Here is a 26,410-nt window from a genome sequence, read left to right on the forward strand (position 1 = left end):
CATGACACAGAGCTTCCGGCTGCCCGATCTCGGTGAGGGACTCACCGAGGCCGAACTGGTCACGTGGCTCGTCGAGGTCGGCGATACCGTCGAACTCAACCAGGTGATCGCCGAGGTCGAAACAGCCAAGGCCTCCGTCGAGCTGCCCTCGCCCTACGCCGGGACAGTCACCGCGCTGCGCGCCGAAGCGGGCACCACCGTCGAGGTCGGAACGCCCATCATCGATATCTCCGACGGCGACGGCAGCGGTCCGGTTGCCGAGGAACCTGCACAGGAGGAGGAGCGGGTACCTGTCCTCGTCGGCTACGGCGTCGCCGGGGAGGGGCGCAGCCGGCGCGGGAACAGGAAGGTGTCCGAGCCGGAGCACACCCGTGTCGAGAGTTCGAAACCACTGGCCTCCCCGCCGGTGCGGTATATCGCACGGCAGGAAGGTATCGATCTGGCCGATGTGCCGGCCACGGGGCCCCGCGGCGAGGTGACCCGCGAGGACATCGCGGCGTACCTGTCCGATCGCCATGAACCCGTCCTGGTCGAAACCGCTCGAGACGAAACCCGCACACCGATCAAGGGCGTCCGGAAGCACACAGCCGCGGCGGTGGTGTCGAGTGCGTTCACAGCCCCGCACGTCACCGAGTTCATCACCGTCGACGTGACGCCGACCGTCGAACTGCTCGACAGGCTGCGCGGCACGAAGCACTTCCGCGATATCAAGCTGACGCCGTTGGCGCTCGTCGCGAAGGCCCTCGTTGTTGCGCTGCGGTCCAATCCGAGCCTGAACTCGGAATGGGACGAGGAGAATCAAGAGATCGTGACCAAGGGGTACGTCAATCTCGGTATCGCTGCCGCGACGCCGCGGGGCCTGATGGTGCCCAATATCAAGGATGCGCACACGCTCGGTCTGCGGGATCTCGCGCGGGCTCTCGGCGAACTGACCGAGACGGCCAAGGAAGGAAAGACCGGACAGGCCGATCTCGTCGACGGAACCATCACCATCACCAATGTCGGTGTCTTCGGGGTGGATTCGGGGACCCCGATTCTCAACCCGGGGGAGGCGGCGATCCTGTGCTTCGGCGCGATCCGTCGTCAACCCTGGGAGTTCGAGGGTGAGATTGCGCTGCGATCGCTGACGACGCTGAGCCTGTCGTTCGATCATCGCCTCGTCGACGGTGAACAGGGCTCGCGCTTCCTCGCAGATATCGCCTCGATCCTCTCGGATCCGCTCAATCTGATCGCACTGGCATGAGCGCAATACCCGACGTCGTCATCCTGGGCGGCGGATCGGGCGGCTACGCGTGCGCCTTCCGTGCGTCGCAACTCGGCATGTCGGTGACGCTGATCGAGAAGGACAAGGTCGGCGGCACCTGCCTGCATCGCGGTTGCATCCCGACGAAGGCACTGCTGTATTGCGCCGAGGTCGCCGACACCGCGCGCGACAGCGAGGAGGTGGGGGTGCGAAGCAGCTTCGACGGTATCGACATGGCCGGCGTGCACTCCTACAAGGATGGCGTCGTCGCCAAGTTGTACAAGGGTCTGCAAGGGCTCGTTGCCGCGCACAAGATCGAATTGATCAGCGGCACCGGTACGTACACCGGCGACAGGACCGTGGAGGTGGATGGACGCCGCATCACCGGCAGATCCGTGGTATTCGCAACCGGTTCGTCTGCGAAGGTGCTGCCGGGGATCGAGCTGGGCCCGCGCGTGTTCACCAGCGACCGGGCGTTGACGCTCGACACTGTGCCCACGCGGGCGATCGTGCTCGGTGGCGGTGTGATCGGCGTCGAATTCGCCAGTGTGTGGGCCTCGTTCGGCGTCGACGTGACGATCGTCGAGGCACTGCCGAGGCTCGTGGCCGGCGAGGACGAATGGTCCTCGAGGCAGCTGACCCGCGGTTTCCGCAAGCGCGGTATCACCGCCAAGACATCGTCACCGTTCACCGGTGTGAAGGAAGCACGCGATGGGGTGAGCGTGACGCTCGCATCCGGTGAGACGCTCGACGCGGATGTGCTGCTCGTGGCGGTGGGCCGAGGTCCCAACGTCGAGAACCTCGGAGGCGTTGTCCTGGATGAAGGTTTCGTCGAGGTCGATTCGGTACTGCAGACCAGCGAGCCCGGCGTGTACGCCGTCGGCGACATTGTGCGCGGACCCCAACTGGCGCACAGAGGATTTCAGCAGGGCATTTTCGTCGCCGAGCAGATTGCGGGGCTGGCCCCGAAATCGGTACCCGATTCCGCAGTCCCCCGCGTGACGTACAGCAATCCGGAAGTAGCATCCGTCGGTCTCACCGAGGCGCAGGCCGTCGAGCAGTACGGCGATGTGGACACCACCGTCTACGACCTGGCGGGCAACGGCAAGAGCCAGATCCTCGGGACATCCGGTGGCGTCAAGCTGGTACGTGCGGGCGGCGCTGTTGTCGGCATCCACATGGTGGGGGCCCGTGTGGGCGAACTCATCGGCGAGGCCCAACTGGTGGTGAACTGGGGCGCGTACCCGGAGGAGGTCGCGCATCTGATCCACGCTCACCCCACCCAGTCCGAGGCATTCGGTGAAGCCCACCTCGCGCTCGCGGGCAAGCCGCTGCACTCGCACTAGATGCGCGGGTCACCGATCCGACGCGGCCGAAAGGGAGCATTCCTGCACTGCTCCCGGTCGAGTTCGTAGACTGGCGGACATGACCTCACCGACGAACAAGGCTGCGCTGCCGCTGAGTCTCGTCGAGATGGCCACTCGCCAGGTCCGCTCCGAGGTGCTCAGCGGTGCGCTCGAGCCGGGGTCTCGCGTAGTGGAGGAAACGCTGTGCGCCCGGCTCGGTATCAGCAGGGCGCCGGTGCGGGAGGCGTTGAGGCTGCTCGCGCAGCAGGGCCTGGTCGAGCATCTGCCGCGTCGAGGGTTCCGGGTGACAGTGTGGTCCTCGGCCGACATTCTGCAGTTGTTCGAGCTCCGCCAGGTCCTCGAGCAGCATGCGATCAGGCGCGCTCTTCCGCTGGATACGACACACGGGGATCCGTTCAGCGCTGCCCGTTCGGCCCTCGACGACATGCGCGAGGCCGATGCACGCGGCGAGTCGCTCGAGAAGGACGACGCCCATCGGCGATTCCACGAGGCCATCGTCGGGCTGGCAGGCAGCCACCAACTGGACCTCGCATACGCGCCGATCCTGCTCAAACTGCAGTTGCCGATGGCCCGCAACCTGCGGGAAGAGGCGCGTATCGCGAAGCCGGTCGACGGTATCCGTCGTCATGCCGTCCTGCTCGAGGCAGTGGAGTCCAACGACGCGGCCACAGCGTCGGCAGCACTGAAGGAGCACGGCGAGCTCACGTACCTCCACCTCGAGAGCATTTGCTAACAGACTAGAAACACGCCGTCCACCTGCAGTAACGTTAAACTGTCGACAATCGACGGTATGAATGGTCCAGTAGCAGGCCCGAGCGTCACCGAGCTCCTCACCTCGTATCGAACAGGGTCGAGCTCACCGACGAGCACCGTCGACAAGCTCGCCGATGCCCTCGAACTACGCGGTGACGACGGCACCTGGATAACCGTGCTCGGGCGAGACGAACTCCGCCGCGCGGCCGCCGAACTCGAATCGCGCGAAGGAGCCTCGGAGCTGCCGCTCTACGGCATCCCGTTCGGCGTCAAGGACAGCATCGACGTGGCCGGCTTCCCGACCACGCTCGCCTGCCCCGAATACGGATACATCGCCGACTCGACCGCGCCTGCGGTACAGGCTCTGATCGACGCCGGTGCGCTGTTCGTCGGCAAGACGAGCCTCGACCAGTTCGCGACCGGTCTCAACGGGACCCGCACGCCGCACACAATTCCGCGCAGCGTGTACGGCAACGACATGATCTCCGGCGGATCGAGTTCCGGATCCGCCTTGGCAGTGGCGCTGGGACAGGTCCCGTTCTGCGTGGCCACCGATACCGCCGGATCCGGTCGAGTGCCTGCTGCACTCAACGGGATCATCGGGTGGAAGCCCTCGCGCGGGCTCATCAGCGCCGTCGGCCTTGTGCCCGCGTGCAAGTCCCTCGACTGCATCACCCTGATGGCAACCTGCGTGGCAGACCTCGATCTGATCTTCGACATCATCAGCGGCATCGATCCACGTGACGGTTGGTCCCGAGGACGGGGGCCGAAATACGACGGCCGCGACATCCGTATCGGGCTGCCCGACGAGAGTGAGCTCGACTTCTTCGGTGACGACGTCATGGCGGATGCGCATCTCGCCGTCCGCACATCGCTTGCCGATCGGGGCTTCACCACCACGGCAGTGACACTCACACCATTTCTCGACGCCGGATCTCTGCTCTACCAGGGCCCGTGGGTCGCGGAGCGACTCGTCGAGTTCGACGAGTTCCTCACCGAGCACCCGGACTCCATCGTCCCCGTGGTTCGCGAGATCCTGCTCGGAGGCCGCAAGTACACAGCCATCGATGCGTTCCGCGCACTACAGCGGTTGCAGCAATTGCGCAGTGAGGTTTCAGGGTTGTGGAACTCGATGGATGTGATGATCGTCCCCACGATCGGAACCACTTTCACGGTGCCCGAGGTTCTTCAGGACCCAATCGGGTGCAACACCAAGCTGGGGCATTACACCCACTTCGGAAATCTGTTGGACCTCAACGCCGTTGCGGTCCCCGCCGGCGTCACTGCCGACGGACGCCCTTTCAGTCTGATGGTGATCGGACCTGCGCTGACCGACGACACCGTCCTGGCGGTCGCAGCTCGATTGCTGGGAGAACCGCGTGCCGCATCTGACGGGGACACCGTCGATATCGTGGTCGCCGGCCATCACCTGGCCGGCGAACGCGCCAACGGTCAACTCACCGAGTTGGGCGGATCTCTGGTGAAGGCCACCTCCACTGCGCCGAGCTATCGACTGCTGCGCATCGGAGCGCAGGACCCGACGCCTGGACTGCTTCGCGTCCCCGACGGTGGACGCGCAATAGACGTGGAGCGGTGGCGCCTGCCCGCCGCCGCTCTGGCAGTACTCGCGGGCAGGACGCCGGCTGTGCTCGCTCTGGGACGGGTGCATCTGGCCGACGGATCGACGGCTCTCGGTTATGTCTGCGACGCGGCAGTGCAGACCGGGGCGTCGTCATCTCCCGTCGAGGACATCAGCGAGTTCGGCGGCTGGCGCGCGTACTCCCAGTCGATCAGTACACCGACAGCACAGGAGGTCTCATGAACGAATCGTATGTATCGGGTGCGTCGCCCACCCCGTTCACCATCCCCGCCGGGAAGACGGCGCTACTCGTCATCGACATGCAGCGCGACTTCCTGCTGCCGGGTGGATTCGGGGAAAGCCTCGGAAACGATGTCGACATGCTCCGCAACGTCATCGAGCCACTGGCAGCGCTCATTGCTGCAGCGCGTGAGCACGGGGTACCGGTGATCCACACCAGGGAAGGGCATCTGCCCGACCTTTCGGACTGTCCACCCGCCAAGCTCAACAGAGGTATGCCCTCGCAGCGCATCGGAGATCCAGGTGCGTTCGGGCGCATCCTTGTTCGAGGAGAGTACGGACACGACATCGTCGACGAACTCGCGCCGATCGACGGTGAGACCGTCATCGACAAGCCAGGAAAGGGTGCCTTCTACGCCACGGATCTCGCCGAGATTCTCGAGATGGCCGGCATTACGACGCTCCTCGTCACCGGCGTCACCACCGAGGTGTGTGTGCACACCACTGTCCGCGAAGCCAACGACCGGGGATACGAGTGCCTCGTCGTATCGGATTGTGTGGGTTCCTATTTCCCCGAGTTCCAGCGCGTCGGCCTCGACATGATCGCAGCGCAGGGCGGGATCTTCGGCTGGACATCGCCGTCCGACGAGGTCATTGCTGCAATCGGTGAGCTCGCTCCATCACCTGCACTCCACACGAACAGGATTTGACATGAGCACCGAAGTCAAAGATTCGACCGCGCCGAGCTCCTTTGTCCTACCGTGGTGGACGAGAGGCGATACCAACGCCTTCTTCGGCCTCGGCTTCAATATCCTCGTCAACGTTCTGACCCTGACGACGCTCAGTATTGCCGTGGTCGGTATTTCCTCCAACGATGTGCTGGGAACGGTGTTGCCGGCGCTCGGCGTTGCCCTGATTCTGGGCAACCTCTACTACATGATTCTCGCGCGACGACTGGCCAAGCGAGAGAGACGAACCGACGTCACTGCGCTGCCCTACGGCCCGAGTGTGCCGCACATGTTCATCGTCGTGTTCGTGGTGATGCTGCCGGTGTACCTCGCTACCGGAGATGCTGTGCAGGCCTGGGCTGCAGGCTTGGCTTGGGCGTTCATGATCGGCATCATCGTGATGATCGGTGCGTTCGTCGGCCCGTACATTCGCAGGATCACCCCGCGGGCGGCGATGCTCGGCACCCTCGCCGGAATCTCTATCACCTTCATCGCGATGCGCCCTGCTGCGCAGATGTGGGAGGCGGCGTGGATCGGATTGCCGGTCCTGGCAATCATTCTCATCGGCTTCTTCACCGATGTGAAGCTGCCCGGCAACATTCCAGTAGGTCTCGCGGCACTTCTGGTAGGTACAGCGATCGGATGGATCGGCGGATACATGTCGGTGCCCGACGTCACCGAGGCGGCGAGCAACATCGCACTCGGCTTGCCGGACCTGCGCCTGGATCTCCTGCTCGACGGGCTCGGCAATCTGGCGCCACTGCTGGCGACCGCGATTCCTCTCGGCGTCTACAACTTCACCGAGGCGATGAGCAATGTTGAAAGTGCCTCTGCCGCAGGGGACAACTACAACCTCCGCAGTGTGCTGCTCGCCGACGGAATGGGTGCGGTCATCGGTTCGGCATTCGGATCGCCGTTCCCGCCTGCGGTGTACATCGGCCATCCAGGATGGAAGGACGCCGGTGGCCGTACGGGGTACTCGCTGGCAGCGGGTGTCGCGATCGGGCTCATGTGTTTCCTGGGTCTCTTCGGTCTACTCGCCACCCTCCTGCCGATCCCTGCGATCGTGCCGATTCTGCTGTACATCGGATTGCTGATCGGTGCGCAGGCATTCCAAGCGGTTCCGCGACTGCACGCGATCGCCGTGGTGGTCGCATTGCTGCCGAACCTCGCGGAATGGGCCGTCGGACTGATCGACAACGCGCTCAGTGCGGCAGGAACTTCGGCGTCGGAAGTGGGGAGTGAGGCCCTCGGCCAGGCAGGCGTCGTCTACGACGGGTTGAAGACGTTGGGCGCCGGAGCGGTGCTCGCGGGGTTGGTCCTCGGAACGATCGTCACCTTCATACTGGACAAACGCTTCCTTGCCGCAGCGGCGGCCGCAGGTGTCGGGGCGGTGCTCTGCTGGATCGGCCTCATCCACTCCCACGAGGTCGGGTGGGCGGCGAATCCGCAGGTCGCGCTCGGGTATCTGTTCTTCGGCCTGGTGTGCTTGGCGTACTCGCAGCTGCCGTCGGCCAAGACCCGGCCCGAAGTCGTCGAGGACGACGAGCCGGCGATAGTCGAGTAGTCCTTTCACCACGAGCCGGCCTGCCCGTCAACGGGGAGGCCGGCTTTCTGGTCGATATCGCCGTGTGCGCATACGGACAACTACTGTGCGCTCAGCGACAAGTCTTTCGAGGACGTCACGGGTCAAGCTATGACCTAGGACACACTCGAAAGAAGGTCAGACGTGACATTGCAAGCAGCAGTTCTGTGGGAAGCCGGCCAGCCCTGGGAAATCGAGGACCTCGTTCTCGACGCCCCGAAGTACGGTGAGGTGAAGGTCGAGTTGGCAGCGTCAGGGCTGTGTCACTCGGACGAGCATGTGCGCGACGGCAGCGTTCCGGTCGGCCTGCTCCCGTTCATCGGGGGTCACGAGGGCGCCGGTGTCGTCACCGAGATCGGTCCAGGCGTCAACTCGGTCGCAGTCGGTGACCATGTGGCTCTCGGGTTCATTCCTGCTTGCGGACGCTGCCGGGCCTGTGCGAACGGCCAATCCAGTATTTGTGATCTCGGCGCGCACCTGCTCGAGGGCTACCAGGTTTCCGACGGCACCGCCCGTCATCACGTGCGTGGCCAGGACGCCGGAATCCAATGCCTACTCGGCACATTCGCGCCGCAAACCGTCGTCAACGAGGCCTCGTGCGTCAAGATCACCGACGACATCCCTCTTGACAAGGCCGCGTTGGTCGGCTGCGGTGTCACCACCGGATGGGGCTCCGCCGTGTACGCCGCGGGAGTGTCCGCAGGGGAAACCGTCGTGATCCTCGGCATGGGCGGCGTTGGATGTGGCGCTGTTCAGGGCGCGGCGCTCGCCGGTGCCCGCCACGTCGTGGTGGTGGATCCGTCACCGTTCAAACGCGAGCAGGCCAAGATCTTCGGGGCAACGCACACCGCGGCCTCGATCGACGAGGCGCTACCGCTGGTCAACGATCTGACATGGGGCGCACTCGCCGACAAGGTGCTCATCACGATCGACGTGGCGAGCGGCGCCATCATCGCACCGGCAATGAGCCTGGTCGCGAAGGGTGGGACCTGCGTCAATGTCTCCGTCGGCGACATCACCGCGACCGATGTGTCGCTGTCCCTGTTCGATCTCACGGCTATGCGCAAGACCCTCAAGGGCGCCTGGTTCGGCAACGCCAACATCCGCTTCGACATCCCGCACCTGCTGCGCCTGTACATGGAGGGCCAGCTGAAGCTCGACGAGATGATCACACGCACATACACACTCGATCAGGTGAACGACGGCTACGAGGCGATGCGCAACGCCGAGAACGTCCGCGGCTTGATCCTGTACTAGGAAGCCCGAGAAATGACTGCAGTACACGAGGCTACGACGTCTCTGCCCCAGAACACCGCAACGCAGCTCTTCGTCGCCGGCCAGTGGCGTGGCGCATCGGACGGCGGTACGTTCACCGATCTGAACCCTACGACCGGACAGCCGCTCGTCGACATCGCCTCGGCAACGGCGCAGGACGTCGATGCTGCGGTTCGCGCGGCACGCGCTCAGCTCGGTGGCGAATGGGGATCGACGCCCGGCGTCACCCGCGGAAAGCTTCTCAATCGCGTGGCCGACCTCATCGAACGCGACGGTGACCTGCTTGCCCGTCTGGAGGCCCACGACGTCGGCAAGCCCGTGGGTCAGCCCGCGATGCTCGATATCCCCAATGCGGCAGCAACTTTCCGGCACTTTGCGGGTTGGGCCGACAAGATCCAGGGCGCGACCATTCCGACGGCCGGGTATTTCGGACAGCCGACGCACTCGTACACCGTTCGCGAGCCGGTCGGTGTCATCGGCGCCATCATCCCGTGGAATACCCCGCTGATGATCGCGGCATGGAAGTTGGCTCCCGCGTTGGCAGCGGGGAACACCCTGGTGGTGAAGCCGCCGGAGGACGCGCCGCTGTCGATACTGCACCTCGCACGCCTGATCGAGGAGGCAGGTGTTCCCGCAGGCGTCGTCAATGTCGTTCCGGGACTGGGTGAGGTCACCGGCGACGCCCTCGTCGGACATCCGGACGTGGACAAGATCAGCTTCACCGGAAGCCCGCGCGTCGGTCGATTGATCGCCAAGAAGGCAGCCGATACGTTCAAGCGCACCACTCTCGAGCTCGGCGGCAAGTCGCCGCAGATCATCCTCGAGGACGCCGACCTGGAGGCGGCGATCAACGGCACCGCGATGGGCCTGTTCTTCAACCAGGGACAGGTGTGCGCGGCGGGAACTCGTGTGCTGGTCCATCGTTCGCTGTACTCGAAGGTGGTCGACGGGCTGTCGGCTGCAGCGTCGGCGCAGGTGCTCGGCGATCCGTTCGACCCGGCGACGACGATGGGTGCTCTGGTCAACGCCAAGCAGCGCGATTCGGTTCTCGGATACATCCAGGCCGGGCGCGACGGTGGCGCACGCGTCGCGGCCGGTGGCGGACGTCCCGATCGTGACGGCTTCTTCGTCGAGCCGACGATCTTCGCCGACGCGCACAACGACATGAAGATCGCCCAGGAGGAGATTTTCGGTCCCGTCGGTACTGTCATCCCGTTCGACACTCCCGAAGAGGCGATCACCATCGCCAACGCGACCGATTACGGACTGGCAGCGAGTATCTGGACACGTGACGTCTCACGCGCGCACCTACTGGCCGCGCAGGTCCGCTCCGGGGCCGTGTGGGTCAACGGATGGGCTGCCATCGATCCCGCACTCCCGTGGGGCGGCATGAAGACCAGCGGCACCGGCCGCGAACTCGGCTGGGCAGGCATCGAGGCCAACACCGAGGAAAAGGTCGTCACGATCGTGTTGTGAGACCCCTGTGCGTGCGTAGCGACCATAGGCGCGTCATTGCGCACGCACGGGGATTGGGGCCCGTAACACAAAGTTCACCAGGCGCGCCATCTCCAGAAACTAGACGTGCGCATTCTTTATTCAACATCCGTAGAACCAAAGAGCGACGAGGAGAACGGCGATGAGCACCGGATACATATGGCACGAGTTGTACGGGTGGAGCGACACCGGAAGCGGCGGATTGTTCCCCGCCGATCCCGGTGTCGGACTCCAGCCGATTTCGCATCACGTCGCGCACCCCGATACCAAGCGGCGAATTCACGAACTCATCGTCGTGACGGGTCTGATCGACGACCTGGAGCGCCTGGCGCCTCGGCACGCCACCGAGGAGGAGGTCCTCAGGGTGCACACCCGAGACCACGTCGATCGAATAAGGCACGAGAGCGCCCTTCCCAAAGGCGGCGATGCAGGGGACGGCATCTCACCGTTCGGCAAGGGCGGCTACGAGATCGCGACGTTGGCCGCAGGTGGTGTCATCGAGATGGTCGAAGCGGTTGTCGTCGGCAAGGTCGACAACGGCTACGCGCTGGTACACCCGTGCGGTCATCATGCGCCCTCCTACACCGGCATGGGGTTCTGCATGTTCAACAACGGTGCGGTCGCGGTCGCGCACGCCCGTGAAGTACTCGGGGTAGAGAAGGTCGCCATCATCGACTGGGATGTGCACCACGGCAACGGCGCACAGGCGATCTTCGGCGATGACCCCTCGGTGCTGACCGTGTCGGTCCACCAGGATCGTTGCTTCCCGCCGAACTCGGGCTTCGTGACCGAGCGAGGGGAGGGTAAGGGCTTCGGATACAACATCAATGCGCCCCTCCCTCCTGGAACCGGTGATGATGGCTATCTCTATGCCATCGAGCAGGTCGTGGTGCCGGCTTTGCGCGCGTTCGATCCTGATCTGATCGTGGTCGCTTCCGGAATGGATCCAAACGCGATGGACCCCCTTGCCCGAATGCTGGTTACCTCCAAAGGCTTTCGTGCCATGACCGAGCGTGTCATGTCGGTGGCCGACGAGGTGTGCGACGGCAAGGTCGTGCTCGTGCAGGAGGGAGGTTACAGCCCTCACTACGTCCCGTTCTGTGCCTTCGCCTGCGTAGAGGCGCTGGCCGGCGTCGACCGACTCGAGGATCCGTACTATCCCGTGGTCGGTGGATTCGGCGGGAAGGAACTGCAGGCACACCAGAAGGAGGCGATCGACGAGGCGGCGGCTCTCGTGGCGGACCTCTGACCGGGTTGTCCGACTCGGTGGGCAGCGCGCTAGGTTTGGGTCATGCCCAAGCTGGTCGACCACGAGGAACGCAGACGCGCCATAGCGGCCGCAACGTGGCGACTCATCGCGGCAAAAGGCATCGATGCGGCCAACATGCGCGACATCGCTGCCGAGGCCGGCTACACGAACGGCGCACTCAGTCACTATTTCTCAGGCAAAGACGCCATCCTGCAGACGTCGTTCGAGCTGGTGTTCGAGGCAACCAACACGCGCGTCGCCTCGGTCATCGGCGATGCGAAGGGACTGGCCGCGCTACGCATCTTCTGCCGTGAAGTCATGCCCACCACGCCGGAGACGGTTCTCGAGGCTCGAATTGCCGTATCGCTGTGGCAGCGCGCAATGTACGACGGCCACATGGAGGCCACCAACACGCGTGCAATGGGGCTGTGGCGCGACCGGATGGCCGAGTTCTTCGAAGACGCTCGAGAGATGGGCGAGATCGGCGACATCGACGTCGCGCTGGCTGTCGAGCAACTGCTCAACATGATGATGGGCATGCAAATTCTCGGCGTGTTGACCCCGTCCGAGACATCGTCGAACCGTCAGTTCGACATGGTCGACGGCTTCATCGAGCACCTCCGTCCGTAGTAACTCCGTCGCAGTTGGAAATTGCCGACATCGCTGCGCAACTCCCTTTATTCAACGAACGTAGAATCAAACATTCGAGGACCCTCATGTCGACTCTCACCCCGAACACCATCGATCACCCACTCGCGCTGCCGACGGCGGACGAGATCGTCGAAGTCCGCGCAATCCTGGACACAGAAGGAATGCTCAACGAGAACACCCGCTTCGTGTACACCGGGCTGGAGGAGCCGTCGAAGGCAGACCTCTACGCCGACTCACCAACTGTCGATCGACGCTTTCGAGTGCTGCTCCACGATGTCTCCTCACCGGATGCACGCGATGTCGTAGTCTCGGTCGCTACGCGTACCGTGCTGTCCTCGGTGTCGCTCGACGCGCTACGCGACGGCCAGATGCCGGTCCTCGACGAGGAATTCGAGCTCGTCGAGAACGTGCTGTCGACCGATCCACAGTGGTTGGCCGCGCTCGAGCGTCGAGGGCTCGATGTGGTCGACGTCCGCGTCGCGCCGCTGTCGGCCGGTGTCTTCGACTATCCAGGCGAGGAAGGCCGTCGCATACTGCGCGGCCTCGCGTTCCGCCAGGACCACCCGAAGGATCATGCGTGGGCACATCCCATCGACGGTCTCGTGGCCTTCGTGGACGTCATGAACAAAACCGTGGACAAGGTCGTCGACCTCGGCGTCGTGCCGATTCCGGCGGAGTCAGGCAATTTCGACGACCCCGCGGTCACCGGGCCGATGCGCACCACCCAGAAGCCCATCGAAATCACGCAGCCGGAGGGGCCCAGCTTCACCGTCGACGGCAACCTGGTCGACTGGGAGAAGTGGTCGTTCCGAGTTGGCTTCGACGCCCGTGAGGGACTGGTCTTGCATCAGATCGGATTCGCGGACAACGGCACCGTCCGGCCGATAGTCCACCGCGCATCGATCGCGGAAATGGTTGTTCCATACGGTGATCCGTCGCCGGTGCGATCCTGGCAGAACTACTTCGACACAGGCGAGTACCTGGTCGGCCGGTACGCGAATTCGTTGGAACTGGGCTGCGACTGCGTCGGCGACATCACCTACTTCGACGCCGTCATCGCCGACGAGTTGGGCAACCCCAAGACCTTGACGAATGCCGTCTGCATGCATGAGGAAGACTTCGGTGTGCTGTGGAAGCACACCGACATCTGGACCGGGTCGCAGGAAACCCGGCGTCAGCGGCGGCTGGTGATCTCGTTCTTCACCACCATCGGGAATTATGACTACGGGTTCTTCTGGTACCTCTACCTCGACGGCACCATCGAATTCGAGGTCAAGGCGACCGGCATCGTGTTCACCTCCGGTCATCCCGGTGGCGAATACCCTTATGCCACGGAGATCGCGCCTGGGCTGGGAGCGCCTTGCCATCAGCATCTCTTCAGCGCACGGCTCGACATGATGCTCGACGGTGCCGCGAACTCGATCGAGGAGATCGAGACAACTCGCGTACCCATGGGCCCGGACAATCTGCACGGCAATGCCTTTGCATTGCAGCGCACGCCATTGGTCCGCGAATCCGAAGCCCAGCGCGTGGCGGACAATTCGGTGGGACGCATCTGGCATATCAGCAACCCTGGCTCCCTCAACCGTTTCGGCAGGCCTGTCGGCTACTCACTGCATCCGGAAGGCCAGCCACTACTGCTCGCCGACGAGAATTCGTCGATCGCAGCACGTGCAGCCTTCGCGACCAAACATCTGTGGGTCACCCAGTTCGACGCCGCCGAGCGATACGCTGCAGGCGATTTCGTAAACCAGCATCACGGCGGCGGCGGACTCCCGGCGTTCGTAGCGGGCGACCGTAGCATCGAAAACGAAGACATCGTGTTATGGCACACTTTCGGCCTGACGCACTTTCCGCGTCCCGAGGACTGGCCGATCATGCCCGTCGACTACACGGGATTCAAGCTGAAGCCGGTTGGATTCTTCGATCGGAACCCCACACTCGACGTACCGCGGTCGCCTGAGCGGTGCACAACCGCCTCGTGCCTTGAGGGAGGAGGCTCGGATGTTTGACTCGGCGGCGGGCAAGCTCGCTCGCTCCGCTGTCGACACGCGGTGGTGGCACACCAGGGCCCGAGCTATCGGGATGATTCCGATAGCTGGGTGAGTCGGTCGGCGCGATAGGCGCGCGGCGACATACCGTACGTATCCTTGAACTGTTTGGAGAACGACGAGGAATCCACTAGACCGTGACGGGCTGCGATCGCACCGATGCTCTCCGAGAGCAACCGCGAATCCCCGAGGTCGCGGTGGCATCGGTCGAGGCGCCTGGATCTGATCCATCCGGCCACGGTCCGCCCGTCCGATTCGAACAGCCGCTGCAGGTACCTCGTGGAGACATGGAGGCGTCCGGCGAGGGAAGCCGTGGACAGCGTCGGATCACCCAGATGAGCCTCGATGAGCGACTCCGCCTCGATGAGCAACGTCGACCCCGCTGTTCGACGCGGCGCTTCCTCGTCCAGCGCTGCGCACAGCAGCTCGAGAACCGCGTCGGCGAACATCGGGGTGACGGGTAGGTCGTTCTCGACCAGGTTCTTTCGTAGCCCAGCGAGGAACGGGGACACGGACGCGCCGACGCCCTGGCTGCCGTGAAAGCGCCGGGCTGTCACAGTCGACAATTCCTGCGAGCCGATACGCAGCGTGTCGCGAGGAAGCATGACGACGAACATCGAGAACGCCTCACCGAAGTGGAGGTCGTACGGTTCGCTGGTGTCGTAGACGGCGAAGTCACCCGGCGCGAGAACTGCCTGGCGGTCACGTTGGGTGACGACTCCGTGTCCGGTGACCTGAAGGCCGACCTTGACGAGACCAGGGTCGGCGCGCTTGATCGTCGCGCGCGTGCGTCGAACATCTACTTCGCACCCGGCCACCTCGCTCAATTGCAACGCGCCGAGCGTCGAGGAGCGCAGCCCGCCTTCGAACAACGACGACCCGGTGGAGACGGCGTCGAGCGGCACGAACGCCGTCGAAACGGATTCGCGCCAATGCTCGAAGTCCTCTGCCACCTCAGGTCACCTCACGTGTGCGGTCGATTGTCGATCAAGCGTCGCGCTTTGCCAATGGAACGTTCGAGTGCGGCAGGCGCCACGACGTCGACCTGCACGCTGACCCCGATTCGGTCCTTGACCAGCTTCTTCAAGGTTGCTGCAGCAACGGGATGGACCTCCGGTGAGGCGTCGGGACGAGCCTCGACGAGTACCGTCAACGAATCCATCCGGCCTGCGCGGGCGAGCACGCACTGAAACTGGGGAGCCAGCGCGGGAACCGTCAGAATCAGCTCTTCGATCTGCGTCGGGAACAGATTCACCCCACGCAGGATGATCATGTCGTCGGTGCGGCCAGTGACCTTTTGCATACGACGCATCGTGCGAGCGGTTCCCGGAAGCAGTCGCGTCAGGTCACGCGTTCGGTAGCGGATGATGGGCATCGCTTCTTTCGACAGCGAGGTGAAGACCAACTCACCCTCCTCACCGTCGGGAAGAACTTCGCCGGTCACCGGGTCGATGACCTCCGGGTAGAAATGATCCTCCCAGATGTGCAGTCCGTCCTTGGTTTCGACGCATTCCATTGCGACGCCGGGCCCCATGACCTCCGACAGGCCGTAGATGTCGACGGCATCCATGTCGAGGGTCTTCTCGATCTCTTTGCGCATCTCCTCGGTCCACGGCTCGGCACCGAACACCCCGGTCCTCAGCGACGTCTTCGACGGGTCGATGCCCTTGTTGATCATCGCGTCGACGATCGTGAGCATGTACGACGGTGTGACCATGATCGCGTCGGGCTCGAAGTCCTCGATGAGCTGGATCTGGCGTTCGGTCATGCCACCGGACATCGGGATGACCGTGCAGCCCAATCGCTCTGCACCGTAGTGCGCACCGAGCCCACCGGTGAACAACCCGTATCCGTAGGCGACATGCACCTTGTCGGAAGGCTTCACGCCGGCCGCGCGGAGGCTGCGGGCGATCAGATCGGCCCAGTTGCTGATGTCGTTCGCGGTGTAGCCGACGACGGTCGGCCTCCCCGTGGTGCCCGAGGACGCATGGATACGGGAGACCTTGTCCTGGGGCACCGCGAACATCCCGAACGGGTAGTTTTCGCGGAGATCCTTCTTCGCGGTGAACGGGAACTTGGCCAGATCCGAGAGATCTTTCAGGTCGGTTGGATGAACTCCGGCGTCGTCGAACGCTTTTCGGTAGTGCGGCACGTTGTCGTACGCGTGCTTCAGCGACCATTGGAGGCGTTCGAGCTGGAGTGCCGAAATGCGATCGCGCGACGCGAATTCGATGTCGGGTGTGTCGGTGGGGGTGGACAGCACACTGGTCATAGTTGCTCTCTTGTGGTCTCAGGCGTCGAAGTCGACGGTGACGGTGTCGCTGAGTGGGAATGTCTGACAGGTGAGGACGAAGCCTGCATCGACCTCGCTGTCCTCGAGCGCGTAGTTGCGACGCATGTCCACATCGCCGCTGGTCACCTTCGCGCGACAGGTGCCACAGACACCACCCTTGCACGCGAAAGGAAGGTCGGAGCGAAGCATCTCGGCAGAGTCGAGAATCGACTCGTCCTGCGGGAGTGCGCCTGTGACGCTGCGACCGTCGAGAACGATGGTGACCTCGCTGCTCAGGCCGATGACGCCCGGTTCGCGGTGCTTCTCCTGCGGCGGAGGGATGTCGTCGACATAGAACAATTCGTGGTGGATGCTGCTCTTGGCGACACCGAGGTCGCCGAGGACCTGCTGCGCATCGGTGACCATCCCGAACGGTCCGCACAGCCAGAAGTGGTCGATGTCGGGCGTCGGGATTACGGTGTCGAGAATCTCGCGCAGGCGCGCTGCATCGAGTCTGCCGCTGAACAATTCGACCTCGCGAGGCTCACGAGAGAGAACGTGGATGATGTCGAACCTGCTGCCGTACTGGTCTTTGAGGTCTGCGATCTCCTCGGCGAACATCACCGAGCGCGTGCGCCGATTGCCGTACAGCAGCACGACTTCGGCGTCCGGATTGGCCAGCACCGACGCAGCGATGGACAGCATCGGAGTGATTCCGGATCCCGCGGCGATCAATACGTGCCTGCCGCCGGCGGCGGGGTCTGCATGGAAGGTGCCGCTCGGACCCTGGACGTCGATGCGGTCGCCGGCCTTGACCTCGTGGACGAGCCAGGAGGAGAAGAGTCCGTCACTGACTTCACGCACACCGACCCGCGGACGGGTACCTGCGGGTGCGCAGATGGAGTAGGAACGACGATGTTCGACGCCGTCGACCGTGCGGCTGAGCATCAGGGATTGACCTGGGAGGAAGTCGAATTCGTCGTTCAGGTGCCCGGGTACGTCGAACGTGACGGCGACGGCGTCGTCGCACAGCGATTCGACGTCGGCGACGGTCAGCGTATGGAACGGCTTCTTTCGGTTCGCGGTGACGACAGCGTCGGCTGTGACAGTCATCAGATCTCCTTCACGTGGTCGAAGGGCTCGAGGCAGCTGTCGCACCGGTACTGGGCCTTGCACAGCGTGGCGCCGAATTCCGAGGTCAACCGTGTGTTCGTCGAACCGCACTGCGGGCAGGTGAGCTGCCGCGGCTTGACGGTCAGGGTCAGGGGAACCGGGCCCGACGCCCGGGCGGGGGCAGGTCCCGGGACGGAGTATCCGGTCTCGCGGAGTTTGCGCAGGCCCTCCTCGGAGATCCAGTCGGTGCTCCACGCGGGGCTGAGGCTGGTAACGATCTCGACACTGGCGTAGCCGTTGTCGTGCAGCGTGTGTTCGATGTCGTCACGCATGGTGGCCATCGCCGGACATCCCGAGTACGTCGGAGTGATGGTGACGAGCACGCTGCCGTCCTTGCGGACCTCGACGTCACGCAGGACGCCGAGGTCGTCGAGCGTGAGCAGCGGCATCTCGGGATCCATGACGGTGGCGGCGATCTCGCGCGCCGTTCGTTCCAGTGTGGTCACCAGACTCCCTCCGGATGGGCCCTCGCCACGGCCTGCATTTCCGCGATCAGTGGCCCGAATGCTTCGGTGTGGATTCCGCGCCGACCACCGCGGCCGCCGATCGTCCCGACGGACGTGCCGTCCGGCGCTTCCAATTCTGCCGCGTGCAGAACCTGAGTGAGAACGGAATCGAACTCTTCACGCACATCGCGGGGGTCGACGGCAACGCCCACCTGCGCGAGCGCGATCTCCTCGTCGGTGGGGACGAACAGCTCCGACACGTACGGCCAGATCCGTGCGATGGCGTCGTGAACCCGTCGCTTCGATTCCTCGGTTCCGCAGCCCAGCGTCACGACCCAGCGAGCCGCGTAGTCGCGGTGGTAAGTGAGCTCTTTGACACCCTTGTCCGCGACGGCGGCGAGGACCGGATCACGTGAGGCGCGGAGCCTGGTGAACACGGCCAAGCGCCACGTCGAGAACACCAACAGGCGAACCTGCGATTTGGCGAAGTCGCCGTTGTCGAGTTCGGTGAGCCGTACGTTGCGGAAGTTCGCCTCGTCGCGGAAGAACGCGAGGGCGTCCTCCGGCGGTGTGGGTGAGGTGTCGGAGATGCGCGGGACCACTGTGGAGTCTGCGGCCGCAGCGCGCGCCAGCAGCAACCTGGCCTGCCCGAGTAGGTCGAGTCCGACGTTCGCGAGCGCGACTTCCTCTTCGAGTTCCGGTGCGCGAGTGCTCCACTGGGCAAGACGCTGTGAGCTGATCAGCGCATCGTCGCCGAGCATGAGGCAGTATGCGGCAAGGGCTCGAAGGTCGACGTCGTCGGGGACGGTGGTGTCGATGCCGGCAAGTGGGTCGTCGAAGCTCGTCCCGAATGCCCACTGCCCGTGTGTGTCTTCGTTGACGAGGCCGTCGTAGGCGTTGTCGTGATCAGTCATGGGTGTCAGGCCCTACATGTGGGGAACGTTGTCGGGGATCTCGTAGAACGTCGGGTGTCGGTACACCTTGTCTCCGCTCGGGGCGAAGAACGGGTCCTTTTCCGAGGGCGAGGACGCGACGATCGAGTTGGCCTTCACTACCCAGATGCTGACGCCCTCGTTGCGACGGGTGTAGACGTCGCGTGCGTGACGCAGCGCCATGTGATCATCGGCTGCGTGCAGCGATCCGACGTGCACGTGATTCAGTCCGCGCTTGCCGCGAAGAAAGACCTCGTAGAGTGGCCAATCTGCTTTGACGGACTCCCTTTTCGGCTCGACGGGGACGTTGTCGGTCGGAACCGCGCCGTGGCCGCCCTCGGCAGTGAACTGACTCATGAAGCATTCCTTTCGGCAAAAGCGGTCGCGGCCTCGCGGACCCATGCGCCGTCCTCGTGCGCTGCCCGCCGGTTGGCAAGACGTTCGACGTTGGATGCGCCGTTGCCCTTGATCACCTGCATGAACTCGGCCCAGTCGGGCTCGCCGAAATCGTACGACTTGCGCTCGTCGTTCCACTTCAGGTCCGGATCGGGGAACGTGACACCGAGTGCTTCGGCCTGCGGGATGGACATGTCGACGAAGCGCTGGCGCAGCTCGTCGTTGGTGTGACGCTTGATGCCCCACTTCATCGATTGCTCGGTGTTGGGGGACTCGTCGTCGGGCGGGCCGAACATCATCAATGCCGGCCACCACCAGCGGTTCACCGATTCCTGCACCATCACGCGCTGCTCGTCGGTGCCGCGCATCATGGTCGCGAGCAGCTCGTAGCCCTGGCGTTGATGGAAGGACTCCTCCTTGCAGACGCGGATCATCGCGCGTGCGTACGGTCCGAAGCTGCTGCGGCACAGGGGCACCTGATTGCAGATCGCGGCGCCGTCGACGAGCCAACCGATGGTGCCGACGTCCGCGTAGGTCAGGGTCGGGTAGTTGAAGATCGATGAGTACTTCTGCTTGCCCTCGATGAGCTTGTCCGTCAGGTCCGCGCGATCCGCTCCCAGGGTCTCGGCGGCCGAGTACAGGTACAGACCGTGACCTGCTTCGTCCTGGACCTTGGCCATCAGGATCGCCTTGCGGCGCAGCGACGGCGCGCGAGTGAGCCAGTTGCCCTCCGGCTGCATACCGATGATCTCGGAGTGCGCGTGCTGGGCGATCTGACGGATGAGGGACTTGCGATAGCCGTCCGGCATCCAGTCCCTCGGCTCGACTCGTTGCTCGGAGGCGATGGTCGCGTCGAAAGTTTCCTGTAGCGGTTCCAGGGTGTTCGACATGGTCATATGTCCTACTTTCATTACCGAATGATCGGTTGGTAACCAGTATGCACGGAAGTGACTCGGGGCACAAGATAGAGGGCTGCCTAGCGCCCCGCGAACACCGGCTTTTCCTTTGCCAGGAACGCGTCGACCGCAGCCTTGTGATCGGCCGTCTGCCCTAAATGCTTCTGCGCCGCCGATTCCCGATCCAGCGCGTCGAGCAGCCCCGACGCCGATGCGCGGACCAGAGACTTGACCTGGCGATACGCCTCGGTAGGCCCAGCGGCCAGCTTCCTGGCGAGCGACTCGGCGACGGCGAGAACCTCGTCGTCGGGCACGACCCGATGGACCAGGCCCCATTCCAGCGCCTGTTCCGCGGTCACCTTGTCTCCGAGCAGCATCAGGCCAATGGCTCGGCTGCTGCCCAGCGCCTCGACCAGCGCATAACTCAGGCCCGAGTCACTGGCCAGCCCGATGCCGGTGAATGCCGTCGCGAACGACGACGTGGTCCCCGCGACGCGAATGTCTCCGGCCAGTGCGATTCCGAGGCCCGCGCCGACGCACGCTCCCGGCACCGCAACGACGACCGGTACCGAAAGCTCCTGTATCGACCGGATCAGCGGGTTGTAGTGCACTGCCACGGTGTCCATCGCGGTGGCAGGATCCGCCTCGAGCGCACCGACGTGCTCGCCGAGATCCTGACCGACGCAGAAGTTCTTGCCCTCGGCGGTGATGAGAACGGCTCGTACGTCATCGTGGGCGGCTCCGTCGACGGCTTCCTGGAATGCCACCTTCGTCGCTGCGTCCAATGCGTTGTGCGCGGTAGCGCGGGCGAGAGTGATGGTCGCCAGTCCGTCGGCGATGTTCAGTCGTACGGTCATGCGTTCGTCCAATCGTAGAATCCCATGCCGGACTTTCGTCCGATCTCGCCGCGCGCGACCTTGTCGCGGAGGAGTTGTGGTGGGGCGAAGCGATCGCCGAGCGTGGAGGCGAGGTGTTCGGCGATGGCCAGGCGTACGTCGAGCCCGACCAGGTCGGTCGAGCGAAGTGGTCCCATCGGATGCTTGTAACCGAGTTCCATTGCCCGGTCGATGGATTCGGCGTCGGCGACGCCTTCCTCCAGCATGCGTATCGCTTCCAGTCCGAGACAGACGCCGAGCCGGCTCGTCGCGAAGCCGGGGGAGTCGTTGACGAGGACCTCGGTCTTGCCCATCAGCGAGACCCAGTTTCGAACCTGCTCGACGACGGCCGGTGAGGTCGCAGCTGCCCGCACGATCTCCACGAGAGTCGACACCGGTACGGGGTTGAAGAAGTGCATCCCGATGAAGCGCGACGGATCCTGCAGTGCCGCTCCGAGTTCGGCGATGGAGATGGAGCTCGTGTTCGAGGCGATCACGGTCGAATCGGACACGGCCTTGTCGATCAGCGCCAGCACCTCGACCTTGAGCGACGGAATCTCCGGAACCGCCTCTACGACGAGGGCGAGATCGGCCGGGAGGTCGGCGGGCCCGGCGACGGTTGTCACCCGAGCCAGGATGTCTGCCGGGCTCTCGGTCAGCTTTCCGCGTTCGTGCGCGCGGTCCAATCCCGTCGACACCCGGCCGAGGGCAGCTTCCTGATCGGCGGCCTCGGCGATGACGACGGTCGAGCCGAGGGCTGCGAACACCTGGGCGATACCGGCACCCATTCGGCCTCCGCCGACGACACCGACTTTGGACGGAATGCCTGTCGATTCTTCTAGAAATGTCACGGTTTCTCCAGGAATGCCGTCATGCGGCGTTGTTTGTCCTCGGTCTCGAACAGCACTGCCTGGGCGATGTCGTCGGCCCAGGGATGTGAACCCGGTGCGTCGAGAATGGTCTTGGTCAGTTTCAGCGCCAGCTGTGATTGCCTGACCATGCGGTCCGCCAGTGCGTGTGCCGAGCTCAGCGGGTCGTCGACGACGTCCATGACCAGGCCCGACCGGAGTGCGGCATCGGCGTCGAGCATGCGGCCGCCGAGTAGAACCTGCTTGGCGACGGACACGCCGACGAGTGTCGGGAGTCGGTAGCTTGCACCTGCCGCTGCCATGATCCCGAGACCTGGTTCGGGGTTTCCGAACATCGCTGTGGACGAGGCGATTCTGATGTCGCACGCATAGGACAGTTCGGCTCCGCCGCCGAGCGCGTATCCGCGAATCGCTGCGATCGTCGGCAGGGGAAGAGAGGCGACTCGGTCGAACAGGTTGCGGTTGATGCCGCGTAGGGCGTCGTCGCGCGTGCGTGCCCGAAGCTCGTTGATGTCCGCGCCGCCTGCGAAATGCTCGCCCTGCCCGCTGATCACGAGAACTCGAGGATGCTGCTCGACGAGTCCGCACACCTCGTGTAGCTCGCCGATCATCTCCGCATCGATGGCATTGCGCTGTTTTTCTCGCGCGAGGGTGACGACCACGCGATCGGGGCGCTCCTCCACGACGAGGGTGTTCACGGCGCCTCGCCTGTCACCGGGATTACTCCGCGCACTGTTCGCTCCTTCGTCGGGTCACTGTCCATTAATAACCGAACATTCGGTAGTTGCGCAAGGGTGGGCAGTGTCGGTGCTGTGAAATCGTCCGACGCCTGCCAAGATGATGTTCATGACAACGGCACGCGCCCCGCGCAGAACCGGGCTCCCAGGGCGTCCGGGGTACGACCTGGATTCGTTGCTCGCCGTCGCGGTGAAGGTCTTCAACGACAAGGGGTACGACGGCACGTCGATGGAGGTTCTCGCCGGTCGCCTCGGCATCACGAAGTCGTCGATCTATCACCACGTATCGGGGAAGGCAGAGCTTCTCGAACTTGCATTGTCGCGTGCATTGAACGCGCTGTTCGCGGTCACCACCGAGGAACGGGCTACCGACGGGCGCTATATCGACCGCCTCGAGTACCTGGTCAGGCGCAGCGTCGAGATCCTGGTTGCCGAGCTGCCCTACGTCACGCTGTTGCTACGCGTACGCGGAAACACCGAGGTCGAACGGCGTGCACTGGCCAGAAGGCGGGAGTTCGACGCCTTCGTGTCCGCCCTCGTCGTCGCCGCAGCCGACGAGGGCGACCTGCGCGCCGACATCGATCCGGCGTTGGTCTCGAGGCTGCTGTTCGGCACCGTCAACTCACTCATCGAGTGGTACAAACCTCGAACAGGCGGGTCGGTGGACGCGCTGGCCGACGCCGTCGTTGCCCTGACGTTCGACGGTCTGCGCAAGGCCTGAGCCGAGATCGCCTAGCCGTGCAGGCGCGCCACATCGACTGAATCCCTTCTTGACAATGCACCCCGGTCCGGGCGATGGTAATTACCGACCGAACGTACGGTGAGATGGAGATGCTGTGAGCAGACTGCTGGAAAGCTACGCACAAGGACGATGGTTCACTGCGAGCGACGAGGGAACCCCGTTGCTCAGTGCGCTCGACGGCACGGAGGTCGCCCGAATCTCCTCCACCGGGCTCGATGTCGCCGGCATGATCGAGTACGCCCGCAGTGTCGGCGGCCCAGCCCTCGCTGCACTGACCTTCCATGAACGCGCGGCCCTGCTGAAGCAGCTTGGTCTGACGCTGATGGCGGGCAAGGACGAGTTCTACGAGGTCTCCACGCTGACCGGCGCGACGACGCGCGACTCGGGCGTCGACATCGACGGAGGGTTCGGCACCGTGCTGAGCTACGCCAGCAAAGCGCGTCGGGAACTGCCGAACGACACCGTGTACCTCGACGGCGACATCGAGCAGCTCGGAAAGAAGGGAACGTTCCTCGGCCAGCACATCTACACCTCACGGCAAGGTGTTGCGGTACAGATCAACGCATTCAACTTCCCAGTGTGGGGATTTCTGGAGAAGCTGGCGCCCGCGTTCATCGCCGGTGTGCCGTCCATCGTGAAGCCGGCGAGCCAGAGCGCCTACCTCACCGAGCTGGTGTTCCGACGCATCATCGAGAGTGGAATCCTGCCCGAAGGATCCGTCCAGCTGCTGTGCGGAAGTGCGAGGGGCATCATCGATCACCTCGGTGGCCAGGATTCCGTCGCGTTCACCGGATCCGCCGACACCGCAGCGGTTCTCCGTGCTCACCCGAACGTCGTCGGTGAGGGCGTCCACTTCACCGCCGAAGCGGACTCGCTCAATGCGTCGATCCTCGGTTCCGATGTTGCACGAAGTGATCCGGAATTCGACCTGTTCGTCAAGGGCGTGTTCACCGAGATGACCGTCAAGGCGGGCCAGAAGTGCACGGCGATCCGCCGCGTCCTGGTCCCGCACTCGATGGTCGACCCGGTTGTCGAGGCATTGTCGGCTCGTCTCGAGAAGGTTGTCGTCGGTGATCCCCGCACCGAGGGCGTAACGATGGGAGCGCTCGCCAGCATCGATCAGCGCGACGAGGTCCTGAAGTCCGTTCGCGGACTGACCAAGTCCGCCTCGGTGGTCTTCGGCGATCCGGAGACGGTCGACCCGCGCCCCGGTGCGTTCATGGCCCCTGTTCTGCTGAAAGCAGGAGACGCGTCGGCTCCCGAGCCGCACGAAATCGAAGCGTTCGGCCCGGTGTCGACGGTGATCGGCTACGAGAGCACGTCCGATCTGCTCGACCTCGTTGCGCGCGGCAAAGGTTCGCTCGTCGCGTCGCTGGTGACCAAGGATTCGGCGATCGCTCGCGAGGTGGTTCTGGGTTCGGCTCCCTACCATGGCCGAATTCTGGTGCTGAACAGCGAGGACGCGAAGGAATCGACCGGTCACGGGTCCCCGTTGCCGGTGCTCGTTCACGGCGGACCCGGCCGTGCGGGTGGCGGTGAAGAGCTCGGCGGCATGCGCGGAGTGCTGCATCACATGCAGCGCACAGCAATTCAAGGCACGCCTGATGTGCTCACTGCAGTGGGCAACAAATGGGTATCCGGATCGGCACGCGTCACCGGCGACGTACATCCCTTCCGGAAGGACCTCGGCGAACTTGCGCTCGGGGACACCATCGTCGGTGGACCCCGTCAGGTAACCCGTGCGGACATCGACCACTTCGCCGAGTTCACCGGTGACACGTTCTATGCACACACCGATCCCGAAGCGGCAGCGGCCAATCCGCTGTTCGGCGGCATCGTTGCTCACGGCTACCTCGTGGTGTCGCTTGCTGCCGGTCTGTTCGTCGATCCAGCGCCGGGCCCGGTTCTCGCGAACTTCGGCGTGGACAACCTGAGGTTCCTGACGCCGGTCAAAGCCGAGGATTCGCTCACGGTGACCTTGACGGCCAAGCTGATCACACCCCGTCAGAGCGCAGACTACGGCGAGGTGCGTTGGGACGCCGTGGTCGTCAACCAAGAGGGTGATCCGGTTGCCACGTACGACGTGCTGACCCTCGTCGCGAAGCCCGAGGCTGTGTCATGAGCATTCGAGTGGCCGTCTGTTACGGAGCGCCCGATGACCCGGTTGCATTCGATCGTCACTACGCCGATGTGCACGTGCCATTGGCTCGTGCAGTTCCCGGATTGATCGACTTCACCTGGGGCACGCTGGCCTCGCTCGACGATGCACCACCGCCGTACTACGCGATTGCCAGCCTGTTCTTCGCGGACGAGGTATCGCTGAAGGCCGGATTGGCGTCGACTCAGATGAAGGCCGCAGGCAAAGACCTGCGTAACTTCGCGACCGGTGGCGCCGTCATGTTCACTCAGAACGAGCGATCGGTGTTGCAGCCATGAGCGATTCGACGATTGCCCGGGAGATGTTCGAGGTCGACGCCGCGTCACGCAAGCTCGGGATCGAATTGATCGAGCTGGCACCGGGTCACGCGAGAATGTCGATGGTCGTCACCGAGGACATGGTCAACGGCTATGCCATCACGCACGGCGGATATGTTTTCCTGTTGGCGGACACGACGTTCGCGATGGCGTGCAACTCTCACGACGACTCGGCCGTCGCGGCGCGGTGCGACATCCGCTATCTCCGTCCGACGAAGGCCGGTGACGTGCTGGTCGCCGACGCCGTCGAGCGTGCGAGGTTTGGCCGCAATGGCCTGTACGACGTGTCGGTGACATGCCGAGGCGAGCTGATCGCAGAATTTCGAGGCGACAGTCGCACCGTAGCCCGGTAGCGACACCACGCGTGGAAGTACTGTGAATC

At 64.1% G+C, this 26,410-nt stretch carries 25 protein-coding genes; 15 read left to right on the forward strand and 10 right to left on the reverse strand.

The genetic code is table 11. The features are described from left to right. The first annotated feature begins 1 nt into the window (after window position 1). The 11 genes from J1M86_RS24580 to J1M86_RS24630 all read left to right on the forward strand — a co-directional run bounded on the left by J1M86_RS24580 (window position 2) and on the right by J1M86_RS24630 (window position 14,176). On the forward strand, window positions 2–1,243 hold the full coding sequence (locus J1M86_RS24580) for a dihydrolipoamide acetyltransferase family protein (RefSeq protein ID WP_206511730.1): 1,242 nt from the start codon (window positions 2–4) through the stop codon (window positions 1,241–1,243). Continuing rightward, window positions 1,240–2,589, forward strand: a complete 1,350-nt coding sequence (gene lpdA / locus J1M86_RS24585; protein WP_206511731.1) for a dihydrolipoyl dehydrogenase — start codon at window positions 1,240–1,242, stop codon at window positions 2,587–2,589. The genes J1M86_RS24580 and lpdA overlap by 4 nt, the downstream gene beginning before the upstream one ends. Window positions 2,590–2,668: 79 nt before the next feature. Beyond that, window positions 2,669–3,343: a GntR family transcriptional regulator gene (locus J1M86_RS24590; protein ID WP_206511732.1), complete on the forward strand. Its 675-nt coding sequence runs from the start codon at window positions 2,669–2,671 to the stop codon at window positions 3,341–3,343. Between the two features lie 57 nt (window positions 3,344–3,400). Beyond that, window positions 3,401–5,185 carry an allophanate hydrolase gene (gene atzF / locus J1M86_RS24595; RefSeq protein WP_075838557.1) on the forward strand — a complete coding sequence of 595 codons (1,785 nt, stop codon included), beginning with the start codon at window positions 3,401–3,403 and terminating at the stop codon, window positions 5,183–5,185. Further along, window positions 5,182–5,892, forward strand: coding sequence for a cysteine hydrolase family protein (locus J1M86_RS24600; RefSeq protein ID WP_075838558.1), 711 nt, complete (start codon window positions 5,182–5,184; stop codon window positions 5,890–5,892). The genes atzF and J1M86_RS24600 overlap by 4 nt, the downstream gene beginning before the upstream one ends. A gap of 1 nt (window position 5,893) precedes the next feature. Continuing rightward, complete coding sequence (locus tag J1M86_RS24605) at window positions 5,894–7,477, forward strand: regulator (protein WP_075838559.1); 1,584 nt, start codon at window positions 5,894–5,896, stop codon at window positions 7,475–7,477. 162 nt (window positions 7,478–7,639) lie between these two features. After that, window positions 7,640–8,752 (forward strand): NDMA-dependent alcohol dehydrogenase, encoded by a 1,113-nt coding sequence (locus J1M86_RS24610; RefSeq protein ID WP_206511733.1) that lies wholly within the window; start codon window positions 7,640–7,642, stop codon window positions 8,750–8,752. A gap of 12 nt (window positions 8,753–8,764) precedes the next feature. Next, a complete protein-coding gene (styD, locus tag J1M86_RS24615; protein WP_206511734.1) occupies window positions 8,765–10,246 on the forward strand; it encodes a phenylacetaldehyde dehydrogenase StyD in 1,482 nt (493 codons plus the stop codon). 160 nt (window positions 10,247–10,406) lie between these two features. Next, window positions 10,407–11,513, forward strand: coding sequence for a class II histone deacetylase (locus J1M86_RS24620; RefSeq protein WP_206511735.1), 1,107 nt, complete (start codon window positions 10,407–10,409; stop codon window positions 11,511–11,513). Window positions 11,514–11,555: 42 nt separating this feature from the next. Further along, on the forward strand, window positions 11,556–12,143 hold the full coding sequence (locus J1M86_RS24625; RefSeq protein WP_075838563.1) for a TetR/AcrR family transcriptional regulator: 588 nt from the start codon (window positions 11,556–11,558) through the stop codon (window positions 12,141–12,143). An 86-nt stretch (window positions 12,144–12,229) separates the two neighbouring features. Then, complete coding sequence (locus tag J1M86_RS24630; RefSeq protein ID WP_206511736.1) at window positions 12,230–14,176, forward strand: primary-amine oxidase; 1,947 nt, start codon at window positions 12,230–12,232, stop codon at window positions 14,174–14,176. 65 nt (window positions 14,177–14,241) lie between these two features. On the opposite strand, the gene J1M86_RS24635 is transcribed toward J1M86_RS24630, so the two are convergent. The 10 genes from J1M86_RS24635 to J1M86_RS24680 all read right to left on the reverse strand — a co-directional run bounded on the left by J1M86_RS24635 (window position 14,242) and on the right by J1M86_RS24680 (window position 22,772). After that, complete coding sequence (locus tag J1M86_RS24635; protein ID WP_206511737.1) at window positions 14,242–15,168, reverse strand: helix-turn-helix domain-containing protein; 927 nt, start codon at window positions 15,166–15,168, stop codon at window positions 14,242–14,244. A gap of 11 nt (window positions 15,169–15,179) precedes the next feature. Beyond that, entirely contained in the window at window positions 15,180–16,487 is a 1,308-nt protein-coding gene (paaK, locus tag J1M86_RS24640; RefSeq protein WP_075838565.1) for a phenylacetate--CoA ligase PaaK, read from the reverse strand. A gap of 18 nt (window positions 16,488–16,505) precedes the next feature. After that, the gene (gene paaE / locus J1M86_RS24645) at window positions 16,506–17,600 is read right to left on the reverse strand and encodes a 1,2-phenylacetyl-CoA epoxidase subunit PaaE (protein ID WP_206511738.1); all 1,095 of its coding nucleotides are present in this window, start codon (window positions 17,598–17,600) and stop codon (window positions 16,506–16,508) included. Further along, window positions 17,600–18,061, reverse strand: a complete 462-nt coding sequence (paaD, locus tag J1M86_RS24650) for a 1,2-phenylacetyl-CoA epoxidase subunit PaaD (RefSeq protein WP_206511780.1) — start codon at window positions 18,059–18,061, stop codon at window positions 17,600–17,602. Before paaD ends, paaE begins: the two co-directional genes overlap by 1 nt. A gap of 41 nt (window positions 18,062–18,102) precedes the next feature. After that, window positions 18,103–19,020 carry a 1,2-phenylacetyl-CoA epoxidase subunit PaaC gene (gene paaC / locus J1M86_RS24655; RefSeq protein ID WP_206511739.1) on the reverse strand — a complete coding sequence of 306 codons (918 nt, stop codon included), beginning with the start codon at window positions 19,018–19,020 and terminating at the stop codon, window positions 18,103–18,105. Between the two features lie 12 nt (window positions 19,021–19,032). After that, window positions 19,033–19,395 (reverse strand): 1,2-phenylacetyl-CoA epoxidase subunit PaaB, encoded by a 363-nt coding sequence (gene paaB / locus J1M86_RS24660; RefSeq protein ID WP_206511740.1) that lies wholly within the window; start codon window positions 19,393–19,395, stop codon window positions 19,033–19,035. After that, window positions 19,392–20,330: a 1,2-phenylacetyl-CoA epoxidase subunit PaaA gene (paaA, locus tag J1M86_RS24665; RefSeq protein ID WP_206511741.1), complete on the reverse strand. Its 939-nt coding sequence runs from the start codon at window positions 20,328–20,330 to the stop codon at window positions 19,392–19,394. The genes paaB and paaA overlap by 4 nt, the downstream gene beginning before the upstream one ends. 80 nt (window positions 20,331–20,410) lie before the next feature. Beyond that, a complete protein-coding gene (locus J1M86_RS24670) occupies window positions 20,411–21,187 on the reverse strand; it encodes an enoyl-CoA hydratase-related protein (RefSeq protein ID WP_206511742.1) in 777 nt (258 codons plus the stop codon). Continuing rightward, window positions 21,184–22,056: a 3-hydroxyacyl-CoA dehydrogenase family protein gene (locus J1M86_RS24675; RefSeq protein WP_075838570.1), complete on the reverse strand. Its 873-nt coding sequence runs from the start codon at window positions 22,054–22,056 to the stop codon at window positions 21,184–21,186. Before J1M86_RS24675 ends, J1M86_RS24670 begins: the two co-directional genes overlap by 4 nt. Further along, the gene (locus J1M86_RS24680; protein ID WP_206511743.1) at window positions 22,053–22,772 is read right to left on the reverse strand and encodes an enoyl-CoA hydratase/isomerase family protein; all 720 of its coding nucleotides are present in this window, start codon (window positions 22,770–22,772) and stop codon (window positions 22,053–22,055) included. The genes J1M86_RS24675 and J1M86_RS24680 overlap by 4 nt, the downstream gene beginning before the upstream one ends. A gap of 148 nt (window positions 22,773–22,920) precedes the next feature. On the opposite strand from J1M86_RS24680, the gene J1M86_RS24685 reads away from it, so the two are divergent. From J1M86_RS24685 to paaI, 4 genes are all read left to right on the forward strand, one after another. Beyond that, complete coding sequence (locus tag J1M86_RS24685) at window positions 22,921–23,532, forward strand: TetR/AcrR family transcriptional regulator (RefSeq protein ID WP_206511744.1); 612 nt, start codon at window positions 22,921–22,923, stop codon at window positions 23,530–23,532. A 115-nt stretch (window positions 23,533–23,647) separates the two neighbouring features. Then, window positions 23,648–25,675, forward strand: coding sequence for a phenylacetic acid degradation bifunctional protein PaaZ (paaZ, locus tag J1M86_RS24690; protein WP_206511745.1), 2,028 nt, complete (start codon window positions 23,648–23,650; stop codon window positions 25,673–25,675). Beyond that, complete coding sequence (locus J1M86_RS24695) at window positions 25,672–25,989, forward strand: EthD family reductase (protein WP_206511746.1); 318 nt, start codon at window positions 25,672–25,674, stop codon at window positions 25,987–25,989. Before paaZ ends, J1M86_RS24695 begins: the two co-directional genes overlap by 4 nt. Beyond that, window positions 25,986–26,381: a hydroxyphenylacetyl-CoA thioesterase PaaI gene (gene paaI / locus J1M86_RS24700; RefSeq protein ID WP_206511747.1), complete on the forward strand. Its 396-nt coding sequence runs from the start codon at window positions 25,986–25,988 to the stop codon at window positions 26,379–26,381. Before J1M86_RS24695 ends, paaI begins: the two co-directional genes overlap by 4 nt. The last annotated feature ends 29 nt before the right edge of the window (window positions 26,382–26,410 follow it).

Source organism: Rhodococcus sp. KRD197, assembly GCF_017168235.1.
Classification (GTDB): domain Bacteria; phylum Actinomycetota; class Actinomycetes; order Mycobacteriales; family Mycobacteriaceae; genus Rhodococcoides.

Coding starts and splice junctions, on each gene's coding strand:
- paaI (WP_206511747.1), top strand. CDS start 25,986: ATGAGCGATTCGACGATTGCCCGGGAGATGTTCGAGGTCGACGCCGCG.
- J1M86_RS24605 (WP_075838559.1), top strand. CDS start 5,894: ATGAGCACCGAAGTCAAAGATTCGACCGCGCCGAGCTCCTTTGTCCTA.
- J1M86_RS24695 (WP_206511746.1), top strand. CDS start 25,672: ATGAGCATTCGAGTGGCCGTCTGTTACGGAGCGCCCGATGACCCGGTT.
- lpdA (WP_206511731.1), top strand. CDS start 1,240: ATGAGCGCAATACCCGACGTCGTCATCCTGGGCGGCGGATCGGGCGGC.
- J1M86_RS24620 (WP_206511735.1), top strand. CDS start 10,407: ATGAGCACCGGATACATATGGCACGAGTTGTACGGGTGGAGCGACACC.
- atzF (WP_075838557.1), top strand. CDS start 3,401: ATGAATGGTCCAGTAGCAGGCCCGAGCGTCACCGAGCTCCTCACCTCG.
- J1M86_RS24630 (WP_206511736.1), top strand. CDS start 12,230: ATGTCGACTCTCACCCCGAACACCATCGATCACCCACTCGCGCTGCCG.
- J1M86_RS24685 (WP_206511744.1), top strand. CDS start 22,921: ATGACAACGGCACGCGCCCCGCGCAGAACCGGGCTCCCAGGGCGTCCG.
- styD (WP_206511734.1), top strand. CDS start 8,765: ATGACTGCAGTACACGAGGCTACGACGTCTCTGCCCCAGAACACCGCA.
- paaC (WP_206511739.1), bottom strand. CDS start 19,020: ATGACTGATCACGACAACGCCTACGACGGCCTCGTCAACGAAGACACA.
- J1M86_RS24625 (WP_075838563.1), top strand. CDS start 11,556: ATGCCCAAGCTGGTCGACCACGAGGAACGCAGACGCGCCATAGCGGCC.
- J1M86_RS24670 (WP_206511742.1), bottom strand. CDS start 21,187: ATGACCGTACGACTGAACATCGCCGACGGACTGGCGACCATCACTCTC.
- paaE (WP_206511738.1), bottom strand. CDS start 17,600: ATGACTGTCACAGCCGACGCTGTCGTCACCGCGAACCGAAAGAAGCCG.
- J1M86_RS24580 (WP_206511730.1), top strand. CDS start 2: ATGACACAGAGCTTCCGGCTGCCCGATCTCGGTGAGGGACTCACCGAG.
- paaD (WP_206511780.1), bottom strand. CDS start 18,061: ATGGATCCCGAGATGCCGCTGCTCACGCTCGACGACCTCGGCGTCCTG.
- paaB (WP_206511740.1), bottom strand. CDS start 19,395: ATGAGTCAGTTCACTGCCGAGGGCGGCCACGGCGCGGTTCCGACCGAC.
- J1M86_RS24600 (WP_075838558.1), top strand. CDS start 5,182: ATGAACGAATCGTATGTATCGGGTGCGTCGCCCACCCCGTTCACCATC.
- paaK (WP_075838565.1), bottom strand. CDS start 16,487: ATGACCAGTGTGCTGTCCACCCCCACCGACACACCCGACATCGAATTC.
- J1M86_RS24590 (WP_206511732.1), top strand. CDS start 2,669: ATGACCTCACCGACGAACAAGGCTGCGCTGCCGCTGAGTCTCGTCGAG.
- paaA (WP_206511741.1), bottom strand. CDS start 20,330: ATGACCATGTCGAACACCCTGGAACCGCTACAGGAAACTTTCGACGCG.